The organism is Glutamicibacter sp. HZAU, assembly GCF_004100365.1.
In the GTDB taxonomy this organism is placed as follows: domain Bacteria; phylum Actinomycetota; class Actinomycetes; order Actinomycetales; family Micrococcaceae; genus Glutamicibacter; species Glutamicibacter nicotianae.
This window is the reverse complement of sequence record NZ_SCKZ01000012.1, coordinates 33,316-55,950: the sequence shown is the minus strand read 5'-3', so window position 1 is coordinate 55,950 and position 22,635 is coordinate 33,316. Positions and strand designations below refer to the sequence as shown.

At 57.5% G+C, this 22,635-nt stretch carries 27 protein-coding genes; 13 read left to right on the top strand and 14 right to left on the bottom strand.

Features of this window, described 5'->3' with window-relative positions:
- The first annotated feature begins 243 nt into the window (after window positions 1–243).
- The 3 genes from EKH49_RS15505 (at window position 244) to EKH49_RS15495 (ending at window position 3,326) form a co-directional block, all read left to right on the top strand.
- On the top strand, window positions 244–873 hold the full coding sequence (locus EKH49_RS15505) for a hypothetical protein (RefSeq protein WP_128471564.1): 630 nt from the start codon (window positions 244–246) through the stop codon (window positions 871–873).
- 188 nt (window positions 874–1,061) lie between these two features.
- Window positions 1,062–2,285 carry an ice-binding family protein gene (locus tag EKH49_RS15500; RefSeq protein WP_128471563.1) on the top strand — a complete coding sequence of 408 codons (1,224 nt, stop codon included), beginning with the start codon at window positions 1,062–1,064 and terminating at the stop codon, window positions 2,283–2,285.
- Between the two features lie 459 nt (window positions 2,286–2,744).
- Window positions 2,745–3,326, top strand: coding sequence for a recombinase family protein (locus EKH49_RS15495; protein WP_128471562.1), 582 nt, complete (start codon window positions 2,745–2,747; stop codon window positions 3,324–3,326).
- A 311-nt stretch (window positions 3,327–3,637) separates the two neighbouring features.
- Here EKH49_RS15495 and EKH49_RS15490 read toward each other — a convergent pair whose 3' ends face one another.
- The 3 genes from EKH49_RS15490 to EKH49_RS15480 form a co-directional block, all read right to left on the bottom strand.
- Window positions 3,638–5,578 (bottom strand): heavy metal translocating P-type ATPase, encoded by a 1,941-nt coding sequence (locus EKH49_RS15490; protein ID WP_128471561.1) that lies wholly within the window; start codon window positions 5,576–5,578, stop codon window positions 3,638–3,640.
- A complete protein-coding gene (cmtR, locus tag EKH49_RS15485) occupies window positions 5,575–5,943 on the bottom strand; it encodes a Cd(II)/Pb(II)-sensing metalloregulatory transcriptional regulator CmtR (protein WP_038992389.1) in 369 nt (122 codons plus the stop codon). Before cmtR ends, EKH49_RS15490 begins: the two co-directional genes overlap by 4 nt.
- 97 nt (window positions 5,944–6,040) lie before the next feature.
- Window positions 6,041–6,307 (bottom strand): type I restriction endonuclease subunit R, EcoR124 family, encoded by a 267-nt coding sequence (locus tag EKH49_RS15480; protein ID WP_038992385.1) that lies wholly within the window; start codon window positions 6,305–6,307, stop codon window positions 6,041–6,043.
- Between the two features lie 335 nt (window positions 6,308–6,642).
- Here EKH49_RS15480 and EKH49_RS15475 point away from each other — a divergent pair, with 335 nt between their 5' ends.
- The 9 genes from EKH49_RS15475 to EKH49_RS17220 all read left to right on the top strand — a co-directional run bounded on the left by EKH49_RS15475 (window position 6,643) and on the right by EKH49_RS17220 (window position 14,869).
- The gene (locus EKH49_RS15475) at window positions 6,643–7,050 is read left to right on the top strand and encodes a four-helix bundle copper-binding protein (RefSeq protein ID WP_128471560.1); all 408 of its coding nucleotides are present in this window, start codon (window positions 6,643–6,645) and stop codon (window positions 7,048–7,050) included.
- A gap of 277 nt (window positions 7,051–7,327) precedes the next feature.
- Window positions 7,328–9,400, top strand: a complete 2,073-nt coding sequence (locus EKH49_RS15470) for a copper-translocating P-type ATPase (protein WP_236641199.1) — start codon at window positions 7,328–7,330, stop codon at window positions 9,398–9,400.
- A 63-nt stretch (window positions 9,401–9,463) separates the two neighbouring features.
- Window positions 9,464–9,973, top strand: a complete 510-nt coding sequence (locus EKH49_RS16970) for a DUF6153 family protein (protein ID WP_330857452.1) — start codon at window positions 9,464–9,466, stop codon at window positions 9,971–9,973.
- Between the two features lie 121 nt (window positions 9,974–10,094).
- Window positions 10,095–10,700: a DUF305 domain-containing protein gene (locus tag EKH49_RS15460; protein ID WP_128471558.1), complete on the top strand. Its 606-nt coding sequence runs from the start codon at window positions 10,095–10,097 to the stop codon at window positions 10,698–10,700.
- 84 nt (window positions 10,701–10,784) lie between these two features.
- Window positions 10,785–11,660 carry a F510_1955 family glycosylhydrolase gene (locus tag EKH49_RS15455; RefSeq protein WP_128471557.1) on the top strand — a complete coding sequence of 292 codons (876 nt, stop codon included), beginning with the start codon at window positions 10,785–10,787 and terminating at the stop codon, window positions 11,658–11,660.
- Window positions 11,657–12,334 (top strand): GNAT family N-acetyltransferase, encoded by a 678-nt coding sequence (locus EKH49_RS15450; RefSeq protein ID WP_047118363.1) that lies wholly within the window; start codon window positions 11,657–11,659, stop codon window positions 12,332–12,334. The genes EKH49_RS15455 and EKH49_RS15450 overlap by 4 nt, the downstream gene beginning before the upstream one ends.
- 284 nt (window positions 12,335–12,618) lie before the next feature.
- Window positions 12,619–14,145 carry a multicopper oxidase family protein gene (locus EKH49_RS15445; protein WP_128471556.1) on the top strand — a complete coding sequence of 509 codons (1,527 nt, stop codon included), beginning with the start codon at window positions 12,619–12,621 and terminating at the stop codon, window positions 14,143–14,145.
- Between the two features lie 19 nt (window positions 14,146–14,164).
- Window positions 14,165–14,794: a DinB/UmuC family translesion DNA polymerase gene (locus EKH49_RS15440; protein ID WP_236641198.1), complete on the top strand. Its 630-nt coding sequence runs from the start codon at window positions 14,165–14,167 to the stop codon at window positions 14,792–14,794.
- Between the two features lie 3 nt (window positions 14,795–14,797).
- A complete protein-coding gene (locus EKH49_RS17220; RefSeq protein ID WP_269088450.1) occupies window positions 14,798–14,869 on the top strand; it encodes a DUF4113 domain-containing protein in 72 nt (23 codons plus the stop codon).
- Here EKH49_RS17220 and EKH49_RS15435 read toward each other — a convergent pair.
- The 8 genes from EKH49_RS15435 to EKH49_RS15405 form a co-directional block, all read right to left on the bottom strand.
- Complete coding sequence (locus tag EKH49_RS15435; RefSeq protein WP_128471555.1) at window positions 14,866–15,261, bottom strand: hypothetical protein; 396 nt, start codon at window positions 15,259–15,261, stop codon at window positions 14,866–14,868. The genes EKH49_RS17220 and EKH49_RS15435 overlap by 4 nt on opposite strands.
- A gap of 164 nt (window positions 15,262–15,425) precedes the next feature.
- Complete coding sequence (locus EKH49_RS15430; protein ID WP_128471554.1) at window positions 15,426–15,668, bottom strand: hypothetical protein; 243 nt, start codon at window positions 15,666–15,668, stop codon at window positions 15,426–15,428.
- Window positions 15,669–16,158: 490 nt separating this feature from the next.
- Window positions 16,159–17,169, bottom strand: coding sequence for a DUF4192 family protein (locus EKH49_RS15425; protein WP_128471553.1), 1,011 nt, complete (start codon window positions 17,167–17,169; stop codon window positions 16,159–16,161).
- A gap of 355 nt (window positions 17,170–17,524) precedes the next feature.
- Window positions 17,525–17,749, bottom strand: coding sequence for a glutaredoxin-like protein NrdH (gene nrdH, locus EKH49_RS15420; protein WP_128471552.1), 225 nt, complete (start codon window positions 17,747–17,749; stop codon window positions 17,525–17,527).
- Between the two features lie 16 nt (window positions 17,750–17,765).
- Window positions 17,766–17,933: a hypothetical protein gene (locus EKH49_RS16620; RefSeq protein ID WP_161567543.1), complete on the bottom strand. Its 168-nt coding sequence runs from the start codon at window positions 17,931–17,933 to the stop codon at window positions 17,766–17,768.
- Window positions 17,934–17,985: 52 nt separating this feature from the next.
- Window positions 17,986–18,372, bottom strand: a complete 387-nt coding sequence (locus EKH49_RS15415; RefSeq protein ID WP_128471551.1) for a hypothetical protein — start codon at window positions 18,370–18,372, stop codon at window positions 17,986–17,988.
- Between the two features lie 457 nt (window positions 18,373–18,829).
- A complete protein-coding gene (locus EKH49_RS15410; protein ID WP_102599348.1) occupies window positions 18,830–19,066 on the bottom strand; it encodes a toxin-antitoxin system HicB family antitoxin in 237 nt (78 codons plus the stop codon).
- Window positions 19,063–19,656: a ParA family protein gene (locus EKH49_RS15405; protein ID WP_128471550.1), complete on the bottom strand. Its 594-nt coding sequence runs from the start codon at window positions 19,654–19,656 to the stop codon at window positions 19,063–19,065. Before EKH49_RS15405 ends, EKH49_RS15410 begins: the two co-directional genes overlap by 4 nt.
- A 195-nt stretch (window positions 19,657–19,851) precedes the next feature.
- Between EKH49_RS15405 and EKH49_RS15400 the strand changes: the two genes are divergently transcribed.
- Entirely contained in the window at window positions 19,852–20,142 is a 291-nt protein-coding gene (locus EKH49_RS15400; RefSeq protein WP_128471549.1) for a hypothetical protein, read from the top strand.
- Between the two features lie 48 nt (window positions 20,143–20,190).
- On the opposite strand, the gene EKH49_RS15395 is transcribed toward EKH49_RS15400, so the two are convergent.
- The 3 genes from EKH49_RS15395 to EKH49_RS16615 form a co-directional block, all read right to left on the bottom strand.
- Window positions 20,191–20,496 carry a hypothetical protein gene (locus EKH49_RS15395; protein WP_128471548.1) on the bottom strand — a complete coding sequence of 102 codons (306 nt, stop codon included), beginning with the start codon at window positions 20,494–20,496 and terminating at the stop codon, window positions 20,191–20,193.
- Window positions 20,497–20,739: 243 nt separating this feature from the next.
- On the bottom strand, window positions 20,740–22,176 hold the full coding sequence (locus EKH49_RS15390) for a hypothetical protein (RefSeq protein ID WP_128471547.1): 1,437 nt from the start codon (window positions 22,174–22,176) through the stop codon (window positions 20,740–20,742).
- Between the two features lie 150 nt (window positions 22,177–22,326).
- The gene (locus EKH49_RS16615; protein ID WP_128471546.1) at window positions 22,327–22,557 is read right to left on the bottom strand and encodes a hypothetical protein; all 231 of its coding nucleotides are present in this window, start codon (window positions 22,555–22,557) and stop codon (window positions 22,327–22,329) included.
- Window positions 22,558–22,635: the final 78 nt, after the last annotated feature.

Below are 22,635 nucleotides of genomic sequence, written 5' to 3'. Positions count from 1 at the left end.
CCCCTATGAATTCAGCAAATTGACCTATGAACGCTTCCAATAGAAGATAAACGCTATTTTCCTTAAATTTTCTAGAGGAAAATCAATGAAAGAAATCACACCCACGATTCACATCCGTTCGTTATACTTTCCAATAACGAGAAAAGGTTTGGGGCGAGCATAGCTACGGCCACAGCTCCTCAACGGAGAACGAAGCACCTATCCTCGGCCCATCCCACCACTCCCACACCCTGAGGTATCCCTATGCGCAATCCATCTGCTCGCACCACCAAAATTGTCGGCTTCGCCGCCGCTCCCGTAGCCATCCTGCTCGCAGGTGCCATGGTCTGGCAGGCATCCAACGCCGCGTTCACTGCAACCACTCGCAACTCCGGCAACTCCTGGGCCACGGGTCAGGTCGCACTGACCGATGATGACAAGGGCACCGCAGCGTTCACCGTCGAAAATCTCGTTCCGGGGCAGACTGGCACCAAGTGCATCGTGGTCACTTCAAACTCGACTGTTCCCGGTGAAGTGCGTTCCTACGTGCAAAACCTGGCCACCTCGGCAGTAGGTCTAGAAGACCACATCACACTGAATGTCGAACGCGGCACCGGCGGAACATTCAACGACTGCACCGGGTTCACCCCCATTGGCAGCGCCCCGGAAGCCTACTCCCTCAAGGAACTCTCCACAGCAAACCACGACTACGCCACCGGCGGCACAGCCACTGCGTGGGAGACTGAAGGCACCCCAGGTGAGGAAACCACCTACCGCGGCACCTGGACTTTTGACGCTGCAGGATTGAGCCAGTCGCAGCTCGACGCCTTGCAAGGCGCTCGCACCAGCATCGACCTCGTCTGGGAACTGCAGAGCGACGCGCCAGCCAACTAATTCCATCGCACTGAGTGAGCAATAGAAAACAACACCGAAAACCTGCAACACCCCGAACACCGGGGTGGGGCAGGCTAATCGGCTTTACCCTAGCCGAAGGCTACCTCGTCGCTTTAGCCACTCTCGCGGCCATCGCCTTCGTCCCGGTGCTCTTCGGCTGGCACGCGACGGTGATCCAAACAGGCTCGATGGAACCACACATCAGTCCGGGCGATGTGGCTGTTGCCTCTCCTTGGGATGAGAGCGATCCAGTGCCCATGGGCGGCGTCGTCCAGTATCGAAGCCCAGCAGCGGCCGAACCCGACGGAATTGAACGGCTGCGTCTGCACCGCATCGTGGAAGCTAACGACGACGGAACATTCGTCACCGCAGGCGATGCGAATCAGGATGTCGACAGCAGCTCGCTGACACGATCTCAGATTATTGGGCAAGCGCGCATTTTGATCCCGATGATCGGACTTCCGGGCTTCTGGCTGAACACAGGCAACTTCGGTCCGTTGATTCTTTGGGGTCTAGTTACTTTAGCGGCTCTGATATTGGCTTTCAGAGGCCCCGGGCGGCGCCCGAACATTGAGGATGATTCCGATGGGGATGCGGACTTACCCGAAGAAGAAGTGGCTGAAGAGCGTGTGGGCGTCGCGGAAATTCTCTCGCCACGGCGTTTTGACCGGCGTACCGCGCTCACGCTTGTTGGTTTAGCCGCCGCTGGAAGCATCTTTGGCCCTCAAATACCTGCCTCGACTGCCGCGTTCAGCACCAGCACCCGCACCAAGGCGAGCTGGTCCGTTGCGAAGCTGCCCGAACTCACACTAGGCAGAGCAGCCACATACCTGCTCATGGCACATGAAAGCATCCAGCATAGCCCTGCACTGGGTATTGGAACCACAATTTCTGGCAGTGTTGCCACGAGTCCGGGAACGAAAATCGAGGGGTTCTGGCCTTGGGACATTTCGGGAAGCACCGACCGCAACACCACTGGCGCACGCAACGCAAAAACAGACCTACTGGCTCTGTATGCCGCTTTGAATAAGTACCCCGCGACGGCCACCCGAGACCCGGTACTTTCTGGGACTATCAAACCTGGAGTGTATACGAGTTCCACCGGACGCTTCACCATCAACGGCACGGTAACCCTGGATGGACAAGGCGACCCGAGCGCACGATTCATTTTCCGCGCCAGCACCATCACTTCCGCCAGCGGGAGCACCATTGCCCTCACGCGGGGCACCAAAGCTGCCAACGTGTATTGGCGTAGCACCGGCGATATTACCCTTGGATCTTCGAGTACCAACCGAGGCATATATTTGGCTAACGCGGACGGTGTCATGCAGTCCCGCGCAGAACTGGCCGGTCATCTCTACTCGTGCACCGGCTCGCTGACTATTATCCGATCCACCGTCCAGTCGGCGTAAACCATAAGTGTTAGGTTGACGCTCCGGGTAGTTTCCACGGCACATTGCCCTGTATTCGGTGAGGCAAAGAAACTCCCACCAACGACAGCCCGGTTGTGGAGAAAAGAATAGAACGGGACATCAGCCAATCTCCGACTAGATGCCCCGCACTACGAGAGGCTTGCAAGTACACTCCTATACCTACCGTATGAGCCTATCTTTCCCCAGTTGAATCTCACAATTCGCTTAGAACGCATTCAGGAAATACACAGATCCTCCTATGCGTCATGACTAATTCATTAAATTTCGGGAATTCTAAGTCTTCCAACTCATGGGTTGCAAGACGTCTCACCGAGCGCCGCTCCCCCAGCTGAAAATCCTTGAAAACTCAACGGTTCTAAATTCTCGCAACTATGTGTCACAACCAATGTCGTAGAATCATATTGACACTATTAGTTGCGAGACACTTTCAAGGGTTCCATGACCAAGCTGATCGGATACGCTCGCGTATCCACCAAAGCCCAAGACGCCGACCGGCAAATCCAAGACCTATTGGCGGCTGGCATCCGGCGCGATGACCTCTACACCGACCATGGACTCTCCGGGGCGCTGGCCAAACGTCCTGGACTCGATAAAGCCCTCGAAGCACTCTACCCAGATGACACCCTGGTGATTACTACCCTGGACCGGCTCGGACGCTCCACCCAGAAAATGCTCGAACTCGCCCAAGAACTGCGCGAACGGAATATCGGACTGCGAGTGCTAAACCTCGGCGGCGGCGATGTAGATACCAAGACACCCATGGGAGCCATGGTCTTCACTGTCATGGCAGCACTCGCGCAAATGGAGCTGGAGATCAAACGTGAACGCATCAACGACTCTGTGACCAAACGCCGCACCGCCGGAGGGGACCTCGGCGGTCGCCGACCTACCTTCACCGAATCCCAGATCCGAACCGCAGCCAAGCTCATCCAGGCAGGCGATCCAGCCACCCAAGTCGCCAAAGATATGGGAATGTCCCGAGCGACCCTCTACCGCAGAATTAAAGAGTTAGACCACTAAACATCCCAAAAACCTTCCGTGCCCCTTCAAGCCCGGTCGACTTTCGGTACCAGGTTTTGGGAATCCAAGAACATTGAAAAAGCGCACTTCGAACTGATGCTCGGAATGCGCTTTTCAGGTTCTCAGAAACGATCATTTTTGAAATGATCAGTAAAACCCGGCGACATGTGACTGTTAGCTTCGAATGGCGGCTTTTCACACCAAGAATTGACGTATCGATCGGTACTCATGACATTGATTTCTGGAACTGATGGCGGTGCACTCTTCCACATAGGAACAGTGCACCGCCATCAACAGCTTTAACGATAGCTTTAGGCCAAAACGGTATCGGGTTGTCGGGACAGTTGTGCTCGGTGAACACGAGCCGCGCGTAAACCGTTAGCAATCACCACGACCTCGGCTACCTCATGAACGAGCACTACGGCTGCTAATCCCAGCACACCGGTAATTGCCAGCGGTAGCAGAACGATGATGATTGCTAAGGACAAAATGATGTTCTGATTCATGATGGTTCGGCCCCGTCGAGCATGTGACAAAGCCTGCGGGATCAACCTCAGATCATGACCGGTAAAAGCAACATCAGCCGATTCTATGGCCGCATCAGCACCGGTTGCTCCCATCGCAATACCTACCGTGGCAGTAGCCAGAGCGGGGGCATCGTTGATTCCATCACCAATCATCCCTGTTGGAACCTGCTGCACCGACGCAGCGACTTCACGGGCTTTATCTTCAGGACGCAGCTCGGCATGAACGGTGTCGATGCCTGCGATAGCAGCCAACGCGTGGGCAGTACGCGCGTTGTCACCGGTCAGCATGAGCACGTCGATTCCCTGATCACGCAGGTGGCGAACCGCTTCAGGTGCTTCGGGGCGCAGTTCATCGCGCACACCGATCACACCAATGACTTGCCCTGCACGGGTCACCATCACACAGGTTTGCCCCGATGCTTCCATGCTTTCCACGGCAGGTGTGAGTGTTCCCGGGGTGATCCAGCGAGGGCTACCCACCGCGACTGGCTCACCGTTGAGTACACCAGTAATGCCGTGTCCGGGTTCTTCAGCAACCTCGGTTGCTTCAGGGGTCGAGGATACCGCTGAGCTAATGGCCCTAGCCAAGGGGTGGGTGCTGTGTTGTTCCAGAGCTGCGGCCACGTTGAGCACAGCATCCTGGCTCACACCGTCAACAGCGTGAACCTGGGTTACCGCTGGCTGATTACGGGTGAGTGTGCCCGTTTTATCTACTGCGATACGGCGCAGTGAACCTAAGCGTTCGAACGCTGCACCACTTTTGATGATGACGCCAAATTTACTGGCCGCACCGATCGCGGAAACAACGGTCACGGGAACAGCGATCGCCATCGCACACGGTGATGCGGCAACCAGCACAACCAGGGCGCGGGTGATCCAAGTTTCCGGATCGCCAAAAAGTGATCCGATGGTGGCTACCAGGACGGCTAGGACGATCACCCCAGGAACAAGCGGGCGGGCAATGCGATCGGCTAGACGCGCTCGCTCACCGCGTTCTGCCTGAGCTTGCTCGACCAGGCTCACCAGCGTAGTCAATGAGTTATCAGTGCCGTTGGCTGAAGCGGTCACTTCTATGGATCCTGAAGTGTTGATTGAACCGGCGGCGACCTGGTCACCTACGGACACGTCCACGGGAATGGATTCACCGGTAATTGCCGAGGTGTCTAGACTGCTAGATCCTTGGCTGATCACCCCGTCAGTAGCTAGGCGTTCTCCTGGCTTCACACGCAGGAGGTCACCAATCCGAATCTTTGATGCGCTGACGACGGCGGGCATGCCGCTGCGGATGACCGTTGCTGTTTCTGGGACCAGTTTCAGTAAGGATCGCAGTCCTGACCGTGCTCGGTCCATGGCCTTATCTTCGAGGGCTTCAGCGATGGAGTACAAGAAGGCCAGCGCGGCTGCTTCTTCAACGTAGCCCAGGATGACCGCACCGACCGCGCTGATGGTCATCAGTAGCCCGATGCCGATTTTCCGTTTCGAGAACAGATTGCGCAGGGCGCCAGGAACGAAGGTATATGCGCCGAGCAGTAGACCGATCCAGAAGAAGACTAGGGCTACTACTTCAGCGGTATCGCTTGAGGTGGTCCATTCAAGGATCAGGCCGGCGAGGAAGGAAATACCAGAGGTGATAGGAATGAGCACATGCCAATCCCGGTACCAGGGCAGATCTTCCTTGATTTCGTCGGTGGTTTCTGGTGATTCGCAACCGCACGCGGAACTCATGCTTTGTCCTCGACTGTTCGTGAACTATCGGTAGTGCAGTCCGGGCAGGAAGAATCTACACACGGTACTTGGTCATCGACGGCTAATGTCACATCGACGAGTGCGCTGAGTGCCGTGGTCAGATGTGGGTCGGTGATTTCGTAGCGGGTTTTACGTCCTTCGAGTTTCGCCACGACAATCCCGCACCCTCGCAAGCAGGTCAGGTGATTCGAGACGTTCGTTCGGCTCAGCCCTAAGTTCTCGGCTAACTGCGCAGGGTATCCCGGTTCATGCAGCAAAGACAGGAGGATACGCGAACGTGTGGGGTCGGCCATGGCGCGGCCGAGCCGGTTCATCGCTTCGATCCGCGATTCAATATTCATCATAAACTGTACTATACAGTAGATAATGTATAGACGATCTCGTGTCATAAACAATCGATTATGGGACGGTCAGTGCGCCACCGTCCGACCTCAGCCATCCCTATCTTTTCGAGACCAACCCAAAGAACCTCTCAAAGAACTCCCCAAGCTGCTGCACCACCCGCCGTTTCTTCTCCCCATGGTTCTTCTCCTTTGAAAAACGAGACACCGGAGGCAAGACCTTGGTGATCGCTGTTCCCGAGGCCCGAATGCTTCCCTCACGGAACGCAGCATCGATGAACTGGGCTGTTTCTTCCGGCTTCAAATTCTCCGCAGCGATGATCTCGCCCAGTTCCTTCTCCCGCTGGGCTTCCAAGTATGCAGTCACCGGACCCTGGACCCGAGAAGCTATATAGTTGCAAATTTCTTCTTCCTCGGCACCAAGATTTACGGTTCTTGGCGGTGCTTAAGCTGACCGGTGGTACTGCTCGTGGACTCGATCCATAACCTTTCCGATACCCCGGCAGCAGACATACTCACTCTTGGAAACGATGCTGCATTAACGGTAAGGAAACGGCTATGCGCCATCGCTGAAATTTGTATATCCGACGCTCATGCGGGGTCGTGTTTGTTGCGCTACTGTACGAGTTACTTAAAGGCTTCAGTTCACGATCTCAAAGTGGTAGCGTCCGCGGTATCCATCGAGACTAAGGAGCAAAATCAATGAGTCACATCATCTCCATGCTGAAAACCCACCCCAACAAACCCAATGACCCGGTCCTTCAGAAGCTTGCGGACTGTATCGCCGCCTGTTTCGAATGCGCCCAGAGCTGTACCGCGTGTGCCGACGCGTGCTTGGCCGAAGACATGGTCGCCGAGTTGCGTCTCTGCATCCGGACCAATCTCGACTGCGCCGATATCTGCAACGCCACCGTCAACGTGCTGACCCGCCAAACCGGCCAGAACCCAACGGCAGTCAAGGCAATGCTTGAAGCCTGCCGGACAGCCTGCCAGCAGTGTGCCACCGAATGCGAGAAGCATGCTGGCATGCACGAGCATTGCCAGGTCTGCGCTGAAGCTTGCCGCCGGTGCGAAAAAGCTTGTGCCCTGCTGTTGGCGGCCATCGGCTAATCGTCTGTTGTCGTGCACGAGTGGACAGATGAGTCTTGCCAGAAAACTCGATTTATACCCCCTTGGGGTATATTCTGAACCTACGCGAGACTTAACGGGCGGTTGCCCCCAGTGTTCGGGCCGGCGTATTCAGACGAGAATTCGAGGCCGCCCTCGGGGGTCCAGGAGGGAAGCCATCATGAACCACGCACCGGAGAACCGGGAACACGGCCACTCAGTCTCCCCTGGACACGAGGGTCGCACTCTCGCATCCAAAGACAGTCACACGGGACACCCGATGTCTGAACAGCCGACTCATGGCCAGGCGACGCCGGCTGGCCATGCGCATTCGGCAGTTGACGATGAACACGCCGTCCACAGCCACGGCGAGCACGCAGGACACAGTACCGCGATGTTCAAGAATAAGTTCTGGCTGAGCCTGGCACTCTCAATCCCGGTGGTAATTTTCAGCCCGATGTTCGCCCACCTCTTCGGCTATCAGATCCCGGACTTCCCCGGCGCCGCCTGGATCGCTCCGGTGCTCGGATCGGTGATCTTCTTCTACGGAGGACTGCCCTTCCTGAAGGGCGGCTGGAAAGAACTGCGCAGCAAGCAGCCTGGAATGATGCTGCTGATCACGCTGGCAATCACTATCGCCTTTCTCTCCTCGTGGATCACCACGCTAGGCATCGGCAACTTCAACCTCGACTTCTGGTGGGAACTGGCCCTGCTGGTAGTGATCATGCTTCTGGGCCACTGGATCGAGATGCGCGCCCTAGGCTCGGCGCGCGGCGCACTAGATGCTCTGGCAGAACTGCTACCTGATGAAGCCGAACGCGTCACCGCAGAGGGCACGGACACAGTACGAATCAGCGATCTATCCGTCGGCGATATCGTACTGGTCCGCTCCGGTAGCCGGCTGCCTGCTGACGGGGAAATCACCGAAGGCCAAGCGGAACTGGACGAATCGATGATCACCGGCGAATCCAAGACCGTACCGCGAGGTCCCGGAGACAGCGTAGTGGCCGGCACTGTGGCCACGGACAGCTCCCTGCGCATCAAGGTGGCAGCCGTCGGGTCAGATACCGCTCTAGCCGGAATCCAGCGTCTGGTCTCTGAGGCCCAGGCCTCCTCCTCGAAAGCCCAAGCGCTAGCGGACCGTGCAGCGGCTTTTCTGTTCTACTTCGCTCTGGGCGCCGGCATCATCACTTTCCTCACCTGGGTGCTCCTGGGCAGTCCCAACGAGGCGGTTATCCGCACCGTCACCGTTCTGGTCATCGCCTGCCCGCACGCACTGGGCCTTGCCATTCCACTGGTCATCGCGATCTCCACCGAACGGGCGGCACGGGCTGGAGTGCTGATCAAGAACCGCATGGCCTTGGAACGGATGCGCACCATCGATGTGGTCCTCTTCGACAAAACCGGCACTCTAACTCTGGGCCAGCCTGCTCTGACCGGCATTGCCACAGCCCCTGGTCTCAGCGATAACGACTTGCTGGCACTGGCGGCCGCAGTTGAGGCGGACAGCGAACATCCCTCGGCCCGGGCTATCGTCGCAGCGGCCCGGGCCCGAGACATCCGGATTCCGACTGCTACCGAATTTACCTCGCTGACCGGGCGTGGCGTGACCGCCAACGTCGATGGAGCCGACATCATGATCGGCGGACCGAACTTGCTTGACGCCCAAGCCCTGACGATCCCGCGAGAACTGCAGGAGCAGACTCAGCCTTGGGTCGAGCGAGGCGCCTCCGTACTCCACGTGGTTCGTGCTGGGCAAGTGATTGGTGCCCTGAGTTTGGAAGATGAGATCCGCGCCGATTCCCGCCAGGCCGTTGCCGCGTTGCAGTCCCGGGGCCTCAAAGTCGCGATGATCACCGGTGATGCGCAGCAGGTCGCCGAAGCAGTGGCTGGAAAGCTGGGCATCGACGAGGTCTTCGCCCAAGTCCTGCCCCAGGACAAGGATAAGAAGGTTGCCGAGCTGCAGGCCCGCGGCCTGAAAGTGGCCATGGTCGGGGACGGGGTCAACGACTCCCCAGCACTGGCTCGGGCCGAGGTTGGCATTGCCATCGGTGCCGGCACCGATGTGGCAATAGAATCGGCGGGGGTTGTCTTGGCCGGCAACGACCCGCGGGCGGTGATGTCTATGCTGGAACTATCCAGAGCCAGCTACCGCAAGATGATCCAGAACCTGGCGTGGGCCACCGGCTATAACGTGATTGCGGTCCCGCTGGCTGCCGGAGCACTGGCGTTTGCTGGGGTGTCGATCTCTCCGGCCATCGCAGCGATCCTGATGTCCCTGTCCACCATCGTGGTCGCGCTCAACGCCCAATTGCTGCGACGCATCAATCTCGATCCAGACACCATACATTAATCACACTAGACCAGTTTCAAGCGCTTTCTTTTGCCGGGCACAGGATGCGCCAGTACCCTTGAGATGAAAACCTTCGCTCAGGTGGAAAGGCAGGATGCGATGAATCAGGTTATGACGCCTCGTCGTTTCCTGTCTCTGCTTGTCCCTGCGCCGGGCAATCCTGCTGGCCGCCGCCCGGTTATTCTTATGCTGGGTTTGGCCGGAATCATCCTCGGAATCTTGGGGATGCATGTCTTAGGAGCGTCCCACCAAGCGCCAGATACTGCTGGTCTGAGCGCGGCCTCTACGCACCAAGCAGTCTCCCACGATCACGGTCCACCCGTAATGGCCACAGATGGGACGGTCGGTGGCGAGGCAGATAGTACCTGCTACGGGCCATGCAATGGCGAACATCATCTCATGGCTGCCATGTGCGTACTCATAGTCATTGTCCTGGCCGTCTTGTGGTTTCTTCCTAAGCGTTGGTTCATTATTCCTGGCAAGGGGCTGCGCGCCCCGCCAGTCATGCCTGCACCGGCAAACCGGTTGCCGTGGACTCCCTCACTCATCGAACTCTCTATCAGTCGCACATAAAAACGCCGGCCGCTTTCCCCATACCGGGGAGAGCTCCGGCTATTCGTGCTCACCCCTGTGTGCCGTCTTGGCCGGGTATTGATGGATACCCCGTTTGAGAACACTTTGAAGGAATACCCACATGAAACGCCTGACTTCCATTTCGGCAACCGCTCTTGCAGCAGCGCTCGTCCTGTCCGGATGCTCCACGGACGCTGGCACCACCGAACCTGAAAGCACTATGTCCGGCATGGATCATGGCAGCATGCCGCCGTCGGCCTCCGATGCTGCAGCCGACCACAATAGTGCCGATGCCATGTTCGCGCAGATGATGACGCCTCATCACGAACAGGCTGTCCAGATGAGCGACATCATGCTGGCCAAGAAAAACCTGGATCCCCGGGTTACCGAGCTTGCCCAGGACATCAAAGCCGCCCAGGGGCCGGAAATCAAGAAAATGAACGACTGGCTCCAGACCTGGGGCGAGCCTATGAAGATGTCCGGAAGCCATGAGATGGACGGGATGATGACCCCGGAGGACCTTTCCAACCTCGAAGCCGCCCAGGGCACCGAAGCTTCGCGGTTGTTCCTGACCCAAATGATCGCCCACCATGAGGGGGCCATCACTATGGCTGAGGACGAAGTCGCCAACGGATCGAATCCTGCAGCCGTCGAGCTGGCTAAGGATGTTGTCTCCAGCCAGGGAACCGAAATTCAGGCCATGAAGGCCCTGCTAGCCGACCTCTAAAGACTCCACGTTGCCGCTGCTGCCTAGGGTGCCGCCTCCCCTGACCCATCTGAGCAGCACTTCTGATTGATTCAAGGAACCACCATGCTTACACAGAACTCACTTTTGCGCGCTCAAAAACGCGCAGTCTTGTCCGTCGCCGCGCTCTCTATGGCCCTACTCACGGGCTGCACGCAGTCAATCAGCGAAGGACCCGCTGCGCAAGAAGCTGCCAGCGTCGCAGTCTTCAGCCACGTCCACGGCATGAGCGTTGACCCGGATTCCGGGCGCATCCTTTTGGCCACCCATGAGGGACTCTTCGATGCCACAGCTGACGCACCGCAGAAAATCGGGCCCGCCATTGACCTGATGGGATTCGCCACCGCCGGAAAAGACGAGTATTACGCTTCCGGGCACCCGTCGACTGAGACCGGTCTGCCCGACCCGGCGGGTTTGATCCGATCAACTGATGGCGGGTCCACGTGGGAACCGCTCTCTCTTCAAGGCAAATCCGATTTCCACGCCTTGGCCGTCACCGGCGAGAGCGTCATCGGTTTTGACGGCACACTGCGGGTGACCGATGACACGGTCACATGGAACACCATAGATGCCGGCATCCAGCCCTATCATCTCGCCGGAAGCCCGCTGTCCCAAGTCGTGCTGGCCACCACCGAACAAGGAGTACACCGTTCTGAAGATGGCGGGAAAACCTGGACCTTACCCCAAGACGCTCCGGTCCTGCTGCTGACCGCTGTTGCCAGCAAATCGGTCGCCGTCGGAGTGGAACCGGATGGTACGGTGCAGCTCAGCCGCGATGCCGGACGCACTTGGCAAGAGACTGGTGGAGTCGTCACCGGGCAACCGGCTGCCATTGCCGCCACCGGCGACGATGGCGGACAGGTGCGGATCTGGGTGGCCACCAGTACGGGCATCTCACACTCCACGGACGACGGAGCGACTTTCACCGAGAAAACCCCATGAGCCGAATAACCTCAAAGAATCCCGGCACCGGCTCACCTGTCGTCATCAGAGATGCCACAGAACAAGACCTGAGCAGGATGGCCTCGGACATGATCCGCTACCTTCCAGATGGATTATTCCCCCACTTAGGAAACCACTTCGTACGTCGTTGGATGAAAACGTTCCTCACCGAACGATTCGGGATTGCCCTTGTCGCCGTGAGTGACGATGAACAGCCAATAGGCTTCCTAATTGGCTCGACCAACCAAGTCCGCCACATCGCTGACGTACTTGCCAACCAGAAGTGGGGACTTCTCCTCTCGGGTCTCGCGGCGCTCTCCATCCGGCCACGTGTACTTCTTCATTTTCTGGGCACCCGCGCACGTCCCTATGCCCGTCGTCTGCTAGGACGCACCGCTAGCCCGGTATCCAGCGACAGAGTGATACCGTCGCCTGCTGTCATTACATCACTTGTGGTGTTGCCAGATCGGCGTGGTGAAGGAATAGGCGTTTTTCTGATGGACGCATTCCTTAAACGTGCAACAGCGGACCATGCTAGGTTGGCCGAGCTCGCCACCGCGGCCGGTGCCAACGGGGCAGGTAAATTCTATGAGAAGCACGGTTGGACATGCGTCGAGCAGCGATTCTCCAAGGATGGAATGGCAACCAGTATCTACCACCGCTATCTTCAGTAACCGGAAATGTAGGCTTCGGCCAGATCAACGACCCGCCGAACCTCGGTCACGATCTCTAATCACCGCAGGTTAGCTCTTAGGCACCGTGTTCCTCCAAGATCAGAGAGCTAGGAGTCGAAATACCAGACGGCGGCCAGCGGCATTGCAGACACGGCGGACCGCCAAAGCGGCATGAGGCTGCGTAAAAACCGTAATCCGTTGGATTGACTGCGTGCCACGAGCTGGCCGCCATCCTCTATTTTCCTATGCTCCCCCAAGACTCACACTTCATAAAGGACTGCTTCATGACTTACCAATTCAACCGACGTTCCTTCCTTGGACTGTCCATTGCCACGACCGCAGCTGCTGCCCTAAGCGCCTGCGCACCCAAGGCCCAGAACTCCACCGGGGTGTCCCGAGTCCTGCCCACCGACCCGCTCATCGCAGAAGTCGAAAACTTGCGCCCCAGTACCGGAAAGACGGTCACGAAAACGCTGAAGGCAGAGTCGATAAGCACGGCAATGGCCGGAGAGAAGATCACTACATGGGGATACGACAAGAAGCTGGTCGCCCCCACACTACGTGGCATGGTCGGTGACCAGCTCAACCTGAACCTCACCAATGAGCTTCCTGAATCCACCAGCATCCACTGGCACGGTCTTGCCTTACGCAACAACGCCGACGGCGTGCCTGGACTCACACAGGAGGCAGTGGAGACTGGGACCAGTTATTCCTATGACTTCAAGCTGGCACATCCCGGCACGTATTGGTATCACTCCCACGTCGAGATGCAGCGCGAACGCGCCCTCTATGGCGCTCTGATCATTGATGATCCGCAAGAACCATTGCAGTACGACAAGGAGTGGGTGATCGTCTTGGATGACTGGCTTGATGGTGTCACCGGAACGCCTGATGAAGCGATGAAGGAGCTCGCTAAGGGGATGGCACCGATGAGTGGAATGAGCCACGGTAGCGAAGACGGCGGCATGGTGATGGGCCATATGCTCATGGGTGCAACCAGCGATTTTTTGGGCGGAGATGCCGGTGACGTGGCCTATCCGTTGCATTTGTTCAACGGCACCACCATCGAAAACCCCGAGGTTTTTATGGCACAACCCGGGGATCGAGTTCGATTGCGTATTATCAACGCCGCGGGCGACACTGCCTACCGGGTCGGAGTTCCGAAACAGAAACTTATCGTGACCCATACCGATGGATTCCCGGTCGTTCACGCTGAGGTTGACGCCGTCGTCTTGGGCATGGGAGAGCGCATCGACGCGCTTTTGACGATCCAAGATGGTTTCACACCGTTGTTGGCCTTGGCCGAAGGGAAAGCCCAAATGGCCTACGGTCTCATTGCAACCGGGACAGGTACGGCCCCAAGAAAGGGTGATCTCCCGACGGCCTTGACCGGAGAGATCGTTGACGGTGGACAGCTCACCGCCGACCCTTCCGTGAATCTTGCGGTCAAGACGCCGGACCAAGTCCACGAGCTGCGGTTGACCGGCGGAATGGAGAACTACGACTGGGGCATCAACGGCCATCGTTTCGACATGGCCAAGCCATTTGAGCATACCTTTGATCTGAAAGAAGGACAGCGCGTGGAAGTGAAATTCATCAACGACACCGACATGTGGCACCCGATGCACATCCACGGCCATACCTTCCAAATCGGGCAGTCCGGGGCACGAAAGGACACCGTGATTGTCCGTCCACGGGAAACTGTCACCGTCCAATTTGATGCCGATAACCCGGGCCAATGGCTCACACATTGCCACAATGCTTATCATGCGGAACGCGGCATGATGGGAGTATTCTCCTACGTCAAGTAGCTCACGAAACCATGGGCATGTGCATAAATCCAAGCGGCTGCGCGGGTTGGGCATCTGGACGGCTAAAGACCTGCGCGATGCGAATGAGGTGCGGATCAGGGATAAGTTCTCCATTGTGCAGATGCGCACCGTGCTAGAGCTGCGCGGGATTCCCTGCATTCCGATGGAGGAAGAACGGGTGATCAAGGATCAGTTGATCTTCTCCCGTAGCTTCTCCGATCCGATCACTGACCGGGTGGGCATTGAGCAAGTGATGGGGATTTATGCGCAGCAAGCCTCCGCCAGATTGCATAAGCACCAGAAACAGGCCAAGATCCTCTCTGCGTGGGCGATGACCAGCTACTACAACCAGCACCAGGATCACCAGCCAGCGATCACGGTGAAACTGCCAGGGCCAACGGCTGATCCGGTGGTGCTCACCCGCGCAGCGAAGCAGCTGCTCCCCCAGATATTGGTCGGGGTGAAATATGCGCGGGCGGGGGTGGTGGTTATGGATCTTCAACCGTTAGCCATGCAGGAAACTTTTGATCCGTTCGTGTCAGCGCATGAGGCGAAACAGATTGGCCCGTTGATTCAGCAGATCCGTTCTGAACACGGTGTGAAGTCCATCGGTTTAGGTCGTGCTGGGCTACAGCGGGGGCCGGCGTAGGAGATGCGGCGGGGGATGATGAGTCCGCGGTACACGACCCACTGGCGTGAGCTGTTGACAGTGAAAGCTGCCTAAGGGTAGCGATGCTTATAGACGGCTATGGCCGCGCGCTTTGCACTGATACTTGCGCCGAGTCCCATGAAGCCCAGTACCCCTAGCACAACAACCAGCCCTGACCACAGCACCAAAACCCAAATACTGGGAGCCACGCCAGCGAGGCTTCCGCCCGCGAACAAAATTGCTACCCCGGCCAGAATCAAGGTGAAGGCTTTGCTTATTTGGTCATAAGCTCCGGAGTCGAATTCGGTTTTGGCAATGAGGTGTTCGAAGGGATCGTTCATCGGTGGTTCGCTGAGCGCTTGGAGTTCTTGGTTAGTACGGCGCGCGTGCTTTTCGCTGACTCTGCCTGTTTTACTTTGCCGCATCTTCTGCGTACCTCCCATTTTTCTTGTCGCTTCCGTGCTCATCGCTAGATGCCGTGCATGAGCCATGATCCCCTGTCGTAGGCGAACTCAGGTACCGCAGCTTGTGGCTTGTGTGCGGGTGGTCGTTTGGTTCCTGCTGTCCACGTGGGTGCAGGAAAAGCAGCGCAGCGGATAGGGCTTTTGCTGTGCACAGGTGGGCAAGAGGCTTAACCCCGTTGCCCCGGTTTCGTGTCGGTTGGGCCGGCGGCGGGTAGGGTTTCCATCCAGCAGGTCGCGTTGATCGCGACCTGTAGCGCTGCCAGGGCTTGGGCGACGGCTGGTTTCGTGTCGGGATAGTCTTTGTTCCATGAGTCGGTGCTCATAGTGATGCGTCCGGTAGCGGCGAGGTCTTCCAGCTCGTTGGCCAGGGCTTTGAGGTCATCGAAAATCTCTGAGGCGTTGCGAGTCATGGTTGCTGTCCTTCGGTGGTGGGGTACGGAGGAAGATTATCGAACGTGACCGACAAGTGCGGCAGCCACGTCCCGTAGGTCTCCCCTTTCTCGTCCTCCCAGACCACGTGCACTAAGTGCGGGGTGCGGGCGGTGGCCTGTCCGTGAATTTGTGGGGTTCCGGTGGGCGTATGAATGAGAGCGGTTACGGCTTGATGTGGCTGGATGGGGTGGCCTGGGTAGTCTCCGGGCTGTAGCCGCATCACTCGATAGGGTTTGCTCTGGTGAGTGAAAACGTCCCAGGGGTTCGGTACCGGGGGTGAGGTTTGAGCGCGGCGGCCGGGGGAGCTGGCGGCGGAGGCCGCCGCGCCCGATTTCTGCAACCGCTCAGTGTCCGCTTGCAGGTTTCTTTCCCAGATGCTGGGGTCGCTAGTCATAGGTTTTATTGTCCTTGGTGTGCTGGGGATATGGCTAAGTGAGGGGCTTGGTTGCCCCTCACTTAGCCGGTTATTTACTTATCGGGTGTGCTGGCCGATTTCGGTAGCTTCCCGCTGGTGAACAGTCGCTGTTGCAAGTGTGAGAGCCGGTGTTCCGGATCAATGGCTAGTGCCTGATCCAAGAACTTCATCGCTTCGGTGCCCTGTCCGGCCATCCAGCGAGTCCATCCCAGCGCTGCCAAAACGTTAGGGCGGTCATCGCCGGCCAGGAACTCTAGCGCCTCGTAGAGCATCGCTGCGCCGGCATCGAAGATCTTCCGATCAGCGATCAACGTATCTCCCATGAGCAGCTCGGCCAGCTCCTGCTCGGTGCTGGCGGTTCCGGCCAGTGATGCGGTGGCGGTGTCGCGTCCCATGCGCAGGGCGTAGGTTCCGGCGATCCAGCCGGCCATGTCCTCGGTGACTTTCCCGTGATCGAGGTAGCGGGCGATCTGGTGCATCATGTCGTTGCCGAACTGAAGAGCGATGCCAATAATACCCCGGGCTTGAATGCTCAGGTAGTCCTCCCCCGCCATCTGCGCGATGCGGTCAACCTTGGCATCCATGGTGGCCTCGGTGGCTTCGGTGCACTGCGGTGTATCCTCGGCCAGCCGAAGCGATCCGGTGGCCAGCATAGCTTCGAGGGTGAACGGGTTGGTGTAGACCTCGGCGTAATCCACTGCGTCGGTACTGTCCCCGTCATAGTCCATGATCTGCCCGTTGGTGACCAGAACAGCCTTGGCGATGGGTGCGCCTGCTGAGTCAAGGCGCTGGCTCAGTTCGTCGTACTGGGCGAACGTCATAGCCTTGTCGCCCTCGTAGCTGACCAGAATGGTCGCATCGATCGGCTCGCTAATCGAGGCGAGAATCCGAATCACTGACGAGGCGAACTCCGAAGCTTCGGTCTCAGGGTGTGCGTCGATGCGCAGGGTGGCCAGTACCGAGCTGTTGGCGCAGAGTACCAGCACGACGGAATCGGTGGGGTCAAGGTGCAGGGCTGAGCGCACGAGGCTCGCAATCCCTACCTTGTCATTAATGGTAGCCATGGTGACTGCCTTTCCTTGGTTCTCAACTGAGGCCCGAGCTGGTCTTTCCAGCGTGGGTTCCTATCCCCTGTTGATACTTCAATTCTAGCAGTTTGCTATCTTGCTAGCAAGCTAGTTTGCTGTTTTTATTGAAAGATTTTTTGCAATCTTTCAAGCATGTTATATAACTTGCTTTGCAGGTCAACCCAACTTTTATGCCTGATTGCATGGGTTCCCCTTGTTCCGATACATGCCAAAATGCACGCCTGAAAGTTCTGTCAGGGGTGGGCGCTAGCCCATCGCGTAGCGACGCGCAGCGCCCTTGACTGGGCTTTCAGACGTACAACAATCGGGCACCGGGCAAGGAAAACCCCGCTTAGAGAATGTCGATCTTATCCGGCCGGAATCCTGACCAGTGATCTTGATCGGTGACCACGACAGGGGCTTGCCCGTATCCCAACGATCGGACATATTCGAGCGCTTCTGCGTTCTGGCTGATGTCGATCGTTTCGTACTTGATGCCCTTTTTGTCTAGCGCCCTATAGGTGGCGTTGCACTGGACGCAAGAAGGCTTGCTGTAGACGGTGACAGTCGTTTTCATGGCTTTCTCCCTAGTGCTAGGCCTGGGCTTCCAGGGCGGTGATTTCTTGGGGACTGAGCTTGTAGGCAAAACTGCATTGTCCGAATGCTGTCGCTGCTGCGCTGGCTTCTTCCTCCATGTCATAGAATCCGAGAATTTCCGTGACTGGGCAGTTCAGCACGACATAAGGGGCAACGGTAGTCATTGGTGACCTGCTTTCAGGGGCGTGGTGCCCCGCCTTTCGGCGGGGCGGTTGGCTAGTCGTTGGGTAGTCCGCGATATTTTTCGGGTAGCTTCTCGAATTGCTCGGGGACTCCTTCAGGGCCGTCGCTCTGTCCGGTCTTCCAGAAGAAGTGCGCGTCGCGGTCTATGGCTTCCTTGCACGCTTCCAAGTTGTCGAAATACTTGGTGGTGGTGTCGCCTTCAACGTAGAGGCCGTATCCGAAGTGGCGCTGTCCGCTGGCATCCTGGGCTTGTCGGGCGAAACCGATGATGTAGGGCCATGCGCCGAAGTCGTAGCCTTCACCTCCCCACTGCGAGATGACCGTCCAGCCTGCTTTCTCGGCGGTTTCGATGTAGTCGTAGCCGTCTCCTGCGCAGTCATCGAGTGGCAACTGCGGGCCGGCGAATTCGATGCTAGTCATTGTGACTACCTTTCCTTGGTTCTCAACTGAGGCCCGAGCTGGTCTTTCCAGCGTGGGTTCCTATCCCCTGTTGATACTTCAATTCTAACAGTTTGCTATCTTGCTAGCAAACTAGTTTGCTGTTTTTATTGAAAGATGTTTGCTATCTTTCAAGCATCCTAGAAAACTTGCTTAACAGGTCAACGCAACTTTTACGCGTGATTGCATGGGTTCCCCTTGTTCCGATACATGCCAAAATGCACGCCTGAAAGTTCTGTCAGGGGTGGGTGCTAGTCCATCGCGTAGCGACGCGCAGCGCCCTTGACTGGGCTTTCAGACGTGCAACAATCGGGCATCGGGGCAAGGGAAACCGGTACCAGGTTTCGGGTACCAAAAGGCGAACCCGACCGCATAGGAAGGCGGTCGGGTTCGGTTTGCTTCCAAGGAAAGGAAGTGAATCTATTGTCTCACGGGCGGCTTAAGCACGCTTCTCGAGGAATTCTTGGAGAGCTTGCGCCACGAGAACCTGCTGTTTGATGTCGTTAGCCGCAGCGTAGAGCTTGATCTGAGTATGCAGCTCTTTTGGTATCCGCACGTTGAGCGGCTTCATCTCCGGCTCATTTGATTCTGGGGTCCTGAAGCTCTCGCTCACCGAGGCAGTCTTCTCGGTTGAAGTTTTCGCAGCTGGCTTCATCTTGTCTTTAAGGCTGCTCATGACAGTGCCTCCATTAGTTCCTTGGCCACTTCTTCATAGCCCATCAGGTCGGTAGGAATTTCGCCTGGAATAGTCTTGAATGCCTGGCGGTGCTTGATTCGGGTGTCGAACAGGGCTAGATCGCTGCCTTCCAGGAACTCTAAGCTATCCCTGAGTGCGACAGTTTGTTCGTTGACCTTGGTGAAAAGGGCAATCCGCGCGGTGTCGGCCGGCAAGTTTGCGTTCGTGGCGACCAGTCGTCGTAGATCCATGACCGCTGGCTCTGTTGGCATGATGACCACATCAGCAATCTTGATTGCAGCATCGATAGTTGCCGGATCTCCTGGGGGAGTGTCGATGATGACGAAATCCGTGGTGCTCTTGCCGGCAAGCCGCTTCAGTTTGGCGATGTTCACTATCTCGACCGGGAACGGCAGTGGTGTGCCAGCCTCCTGAGCGTCTTCAGCCCATTCAGTGGCAGAACCCTGCATGTCGGTATCCCAGAGCTCGACAGTGAAGCCCAGGGCAATTAGCGCACAAGCGAGATAGATGGCACTGGTCGTTTTGCCTACGCCACCTTTGGTTTGCACGAGTGCAATGGTTGTTGCCATTTTCGCCTCCTAATCATTTGCACACAAGATATTTTGCATGCAATAACACAAAATCGCAAGCTAGCTTGCAAGTATTCTATCCGAATTCTAGCGTACTAGTTTGCTAGCATTCTTGCAACCTATTTTTCAAAATAGCTAGCAAGATTTTTGTATGCGGATCTAACTGTCGGAGCGGGGGAGTAGCCTTGGCACGTTATGTCTGACGAATTTGCAGAGGTGCGTTTTACGGCGGCCGGTGTGCCGTGGAAGATTAGGCGCGGCGGCCGTCTCTGGCAAGTCGCGGTCGAGCCGGGCCGTCATTTTGAGCGGGTGAACTGGTGGGAAGACCACTCGTTCAGAATCAAGAAGGGTGCTGCTGATCCTATTGATTTTGCGGTGTGGCGGGTGCAGGTGCGCTTAGGCTCTAATCCCCGCTCGGATCTGCTGACATGGGATCTGGTAGAGCATCCTCGGGATGGTTCCTGGACTGTGCGAGACGTGGCGTAGATGCAAGAAAGGGCCGGCCTTGCGGCCGGCCCTTTCTTGGTGTGCTGATTAGATGAAGATGTTGAGTATGAGCGCAATAAGCACGATGGGAGCTGCGCTGTATCCCAGGATTGTGAGTGCTCGGTTTTCGGTCGTGTTCTTGTAGTCCTGGAAGTGCGCTGTCTGCCAGATAATACGCATCAAGCAGGCTACAGCCACGGTTACTGCTGCTAGTGCAATTCCGAAAAGTACTGTGAGCGATCCTGAGACGATCACGCCCAGGATCAACAGGACGGGGACCAGTGGCGCTGCGAAAAAGAGGGGGCGTTGTTCGCGCATCTTTGGCGCTGCTTCGTCTGCTGCGTAGGGGGTCATTGCTTCTCCTTCGGGCTTATGGCAAGTCTAGGTGTATCGTCGGACAGTTTGGACTTCGCTGTTCATTGGTGAGTGGTGCCTAGTCAGAGATCCGTGCACATGTCATGCTCGCGTGTCGTGTGCTAACTCGAGTACTAAACGTGTGGCTTGTGTGCGGTCGGTCGATTGGTTCCTGCTGTCCATCATGTGTGCGAGAAAAGCCGCTTGCGGTTGAGCTTTTGTCGTGCCCATGTGGGCAGGAGGCTAGGAACATGACCCGGTTCGGCGTGCGGCTGCCAGGGCGGCGCGTGCGGCGGCGGCACCTCGGGAAGCGGTGGTGCGCAGTTGCGGGCGCTGCGCGGCTTGCTGGGCGCGGCGTTCGGCTGCGGCTCGGGCGGCGGCGCGCGCGTGGCTGCTGGCGGCTGCTGCTCGCTGGGATCGGCTAAGCATGATTTCTCCGGTGGCGGTGCGCCATTGGTTCATGCGGTGCAGGATCGCTGCGCGCAAGATCCGGCAGTAGTCGATGTAGGACTGGGTTTCACGGTCGTGCTGGGGGAGTGCTCCCCAGGCTTCCTTGCCGTGCAGGCCTGGTGTGCTGCGCCATTCGAGGGCGTGCTGGATATCTGAGATTGTCCATCCGGCATTGAAGAACGGCTTGAACATGTTGAGCACGTTTTTCTTGGAAAAACGGGCAAAATCTGGCATCCGACGCAAGATTTCAGCGGCAGCCGATAACCCCTGTCCTCTAGAGCTGATCGTTCTGTGAGCTGGCCACAGTTCGACTGGTCGATCATCGCTGTGGCGAGTTCGCACGGCGGAGCCGTGCCCAAAAAGGTTTTCAGTGCCGCGTAGCGGCTCATTTTGAGTGTTTTTCTCGCGCGTGCGCGTGTAGGAACTTACTTCGTAAGTGGTTAACCCCCCTACGGGGAGGGGTTCTAAGTTATTTCCACAGGCAGTGTTGTTGGGGGTTTGGTGGGTTGGGCGGGTTGTGGTGGTGTCTGGTGTGTCTTGGGGGCGGAGTCCGAGCCCGATGGGGCGGCAGATGACGTAGACGGGGGCTTCGTTTTCGGCTGGTTGGCCAGCTTTGGCGGCGTATTGTGCGCTGCGGCCTGAGGCTACGATGCCGAGGATGCCGTGGGTGCGCAGGAAGCGCAGGGCGTTGCCTACGGTGGCGCGTGATACGCGTGCTTTAGAAGCGATGGTGTCCCAGGTGATGCGCACGGTCATGCTGTCGTGGTCGGTGTAGCGCAGCAGTACCCAGAGCACGGCGAGGATGTTTCGTTTGCAGTCGGCACGGCGGCATAGCAGTTCGTCGAGGGAGCGTGTGGCGCGCCAGGCTTGGGCGGTGTGGTCGATTTTCTTGCTGCCGGTGGGGATTGCCCAGGCAATCGCGCGGGGAGAGGTTTCCTGGGTGCGTGAGACACGCTTGATGTGCAGGGGTGCGGGGGTGTGAGCGTGTTTGGTGGCCATTGCTTCTTTGGCCGCGTTGAACTGTGTTTTGCCTTTGGCGCTGAAGGTTTGGGGGGTTTCAGCCTTGGTGAAAGGGCGGTGTCCTTTGGCGGTGTGGGCGAGGATTGCGGCGATGCGCCCGTCGGTGGGGCGGGTGCACCAGCGTGGGTTCGTGGCGTGGATCGCTTCGTTTTGCGGCGTTTCGGGGGTGCTGGTGCTTGATTGGGCGCGCGAAGGCGCTACTATAGACACATAAGTCCTTTTCTCTTTGGAGGGTAAAGGAAGGGGAGCGTCCGGCTTGGTAACCGGAAGCTTCGTGGTAAATCACGATCTGCTGTACTCGGCAAAGTGTTCAGATCGGATTCAGAATTTCAGTCCCGCGCTTTGCGCGGGCTTTTCTGTTTAAGGCTTGTCGATAGGCAGCTGGTCCTTTTCGAGTTCCTGAGGAACCCACGTTGGGATACCTCGGCTATCAAGTTCGACTGTTTTCACCATGAGGTCAAAAAAAGCGGCGCTTGTATATCCCGACTTCTCAGCAAGCTCAGCAAAACGATCTTTGCTGGCCTTCTCAACCTTCCACCCAATGGATGTAGGCTCATGGAGCGTCCCACGAGGTCGCCGTTTGATAGTCATGACAGCAGTCTAAGGGTTATCAGTAACCCTAAGGAAGGTGCGACACGCGTCTACTCTAAATTTGTTGACCTGCCGTCG

Bases quoted from the DNA above. Each gene is read 5' to 3' on its own strand.
- EKH49_RS15470 (WP_236641199.1), top strand. From the start codon at position 7,328: ATGTCTGAACAGCCGACTCATGGCCAGGCGACGCCGGCTGGCCATGCG.
- EKH49_RS15450 (WP_047118363.1), top strand. From the start codon at position 11,657: ATGAGCCGAATAACCTCAAAGAATCCCGGCACCGGCTCACCTGTCGTC.
- cmtR (WP_038992389.1), bottom strand. From the start codon at position 5,943: ATGATGAATATTGAATCGCGGATCGAAGCGATGAACCGGCTCGGCCGC.
- EKH49_RS15415 (WP_128471551.1), bottom strand. From the start codon at position 18,372: ATGACTAGCATCGAATTCGCCGGCCCGCAGTTGCCACTCGATGACTGC.
- nrdH (WP_128471552.1), bottom strand. From the start codon at position 17,749: ATGAAAACGACTGTCACCGTCTACAGCAAGCCTTCTTGCGTCCAGTGC.
- EKH49_RS15395 (WP_128471548.1), bottom strand. From the start codon at position 20,496: ATGACCCCCTACGCAGCAGACGAAGCAGCGCCAAAGATGCGCGAACAA.
- EKH49_RS16970 (WP_330857452.1), top strand. From the start codon at position 9,464: ATGAAAACCTTCGCTCAGGTGGAAAGGCAGGATGCGATGAATCAGGTT.
- EKH49_RS15495 (WP_128471562.1), top strand. From the start codon at position 2,745: ATGACCAAGCTGATCGGATACGCTCGCGTATCCACCAAAGCCCAAGAC.
- EKH49_RS15500 (WP_128471563.1), top strand. From the start codon at position 1,062: ATGGAACCACACATCAGTCCGGGCGATGTGGCTGTTGCCTCTCCTTGG.
- EKH49_RS15445 (WP_128471556.1), top strand. From the start codon at position 12,619: ATGACTTACCAATTCAACCGACGTTCCTTCCTTGGACTGTCCATTGCC.
- EKH49_RS15405 (WP_128471550.1), bottom strand. From the start codon at position 19,656: ATGGCAACAACCATTGCACTCGTGCAAACCAAAGGTGGCGTAGGCAAA.
- EKH49_RS15460 (WP_128471558.1), top strand. From the start codon at position 10,095: ATGAAACGCCTGACTTCCATTTCGGCAACCGCTCTTGCAGCAGCGCTC.
- EKH49_RS15490 (WP_128471561.1), bottom strand. From the start codon at position 5,578: ATGAGTTCCGCGTGCGGTTGCGAATCACCAGAAACCACCGACGAAATC.
- EKH49_RS15435 (WP_128471555.1), bottom strand. From the start codon at position 15,261: ATGAGCACGGAAGCGACAAGAAAAATGGGAGGTACGCAGAAGATGCGG.
- EKH49_RS16620 (WP_161567543.1), bottom strand. From the start codon at position 17,933: ATGACTACCGTTGCCCCTTATGTCGTGCTGAACTGCCCAGTCACGGAA.
- EKH49_RS15430 (WP_128471554.1), bottom strand. From the start codon at position 15,668: ATGACTCGCAACGCCTCAGAGATTTTCGATGACCTCAAAGCCCTGGCC.
- EKH49_RS15475 (WP_128471560.1), top strand. From the start codon at position 6,643: ATGAGTCACATCATCTCCATGCTGAAAACCCACCCCAACAAACCCAAT.
- EKH49_RS15455 (WP_128471557.1), top strand. From the start codon at position 10,785: ATGCTTACACAGAACTCACTTTTGCGCGCTCAAAAACGCGCAGTCTTG.
- EKH49_RS15400 (WP_128471549.1), top strand. From the start codon at position 19,852: ATGTCTGACGAATTTGCAGAGGTGCGTTTTACGGCGGCCGGTGTGCCG.
- EKH49_RS15425 (WP_128471553.1), bottom strand. From the start codon at position 17,169: ATGGCTACCATTAATGACAAGGTAGGGATTGCGAGCCTCGTGCGCTCA.
- EKH49_RS15505 (WP_128471564.1), top strand. From the start codon at position 244: ATGCGCAATCCATCTGCTCGCACCACCAAAATTGTCGGCTTCGCCGCC.
- EKH49_RS15410 (WP_102599348.1), bottom strand. From the start codon at position 19,066: ATGAGCAGCCTTAAAGACAAGATGAAGCCAGCTGCGAAAACTTCAACC.
- EKH49_RS16615 (WP_128471546.1), bottom strand. From the start codon at position 22,557: ATGACTATCAAACGGCGACCTCGTGGGACGCTCCATGAGCCTACATCC.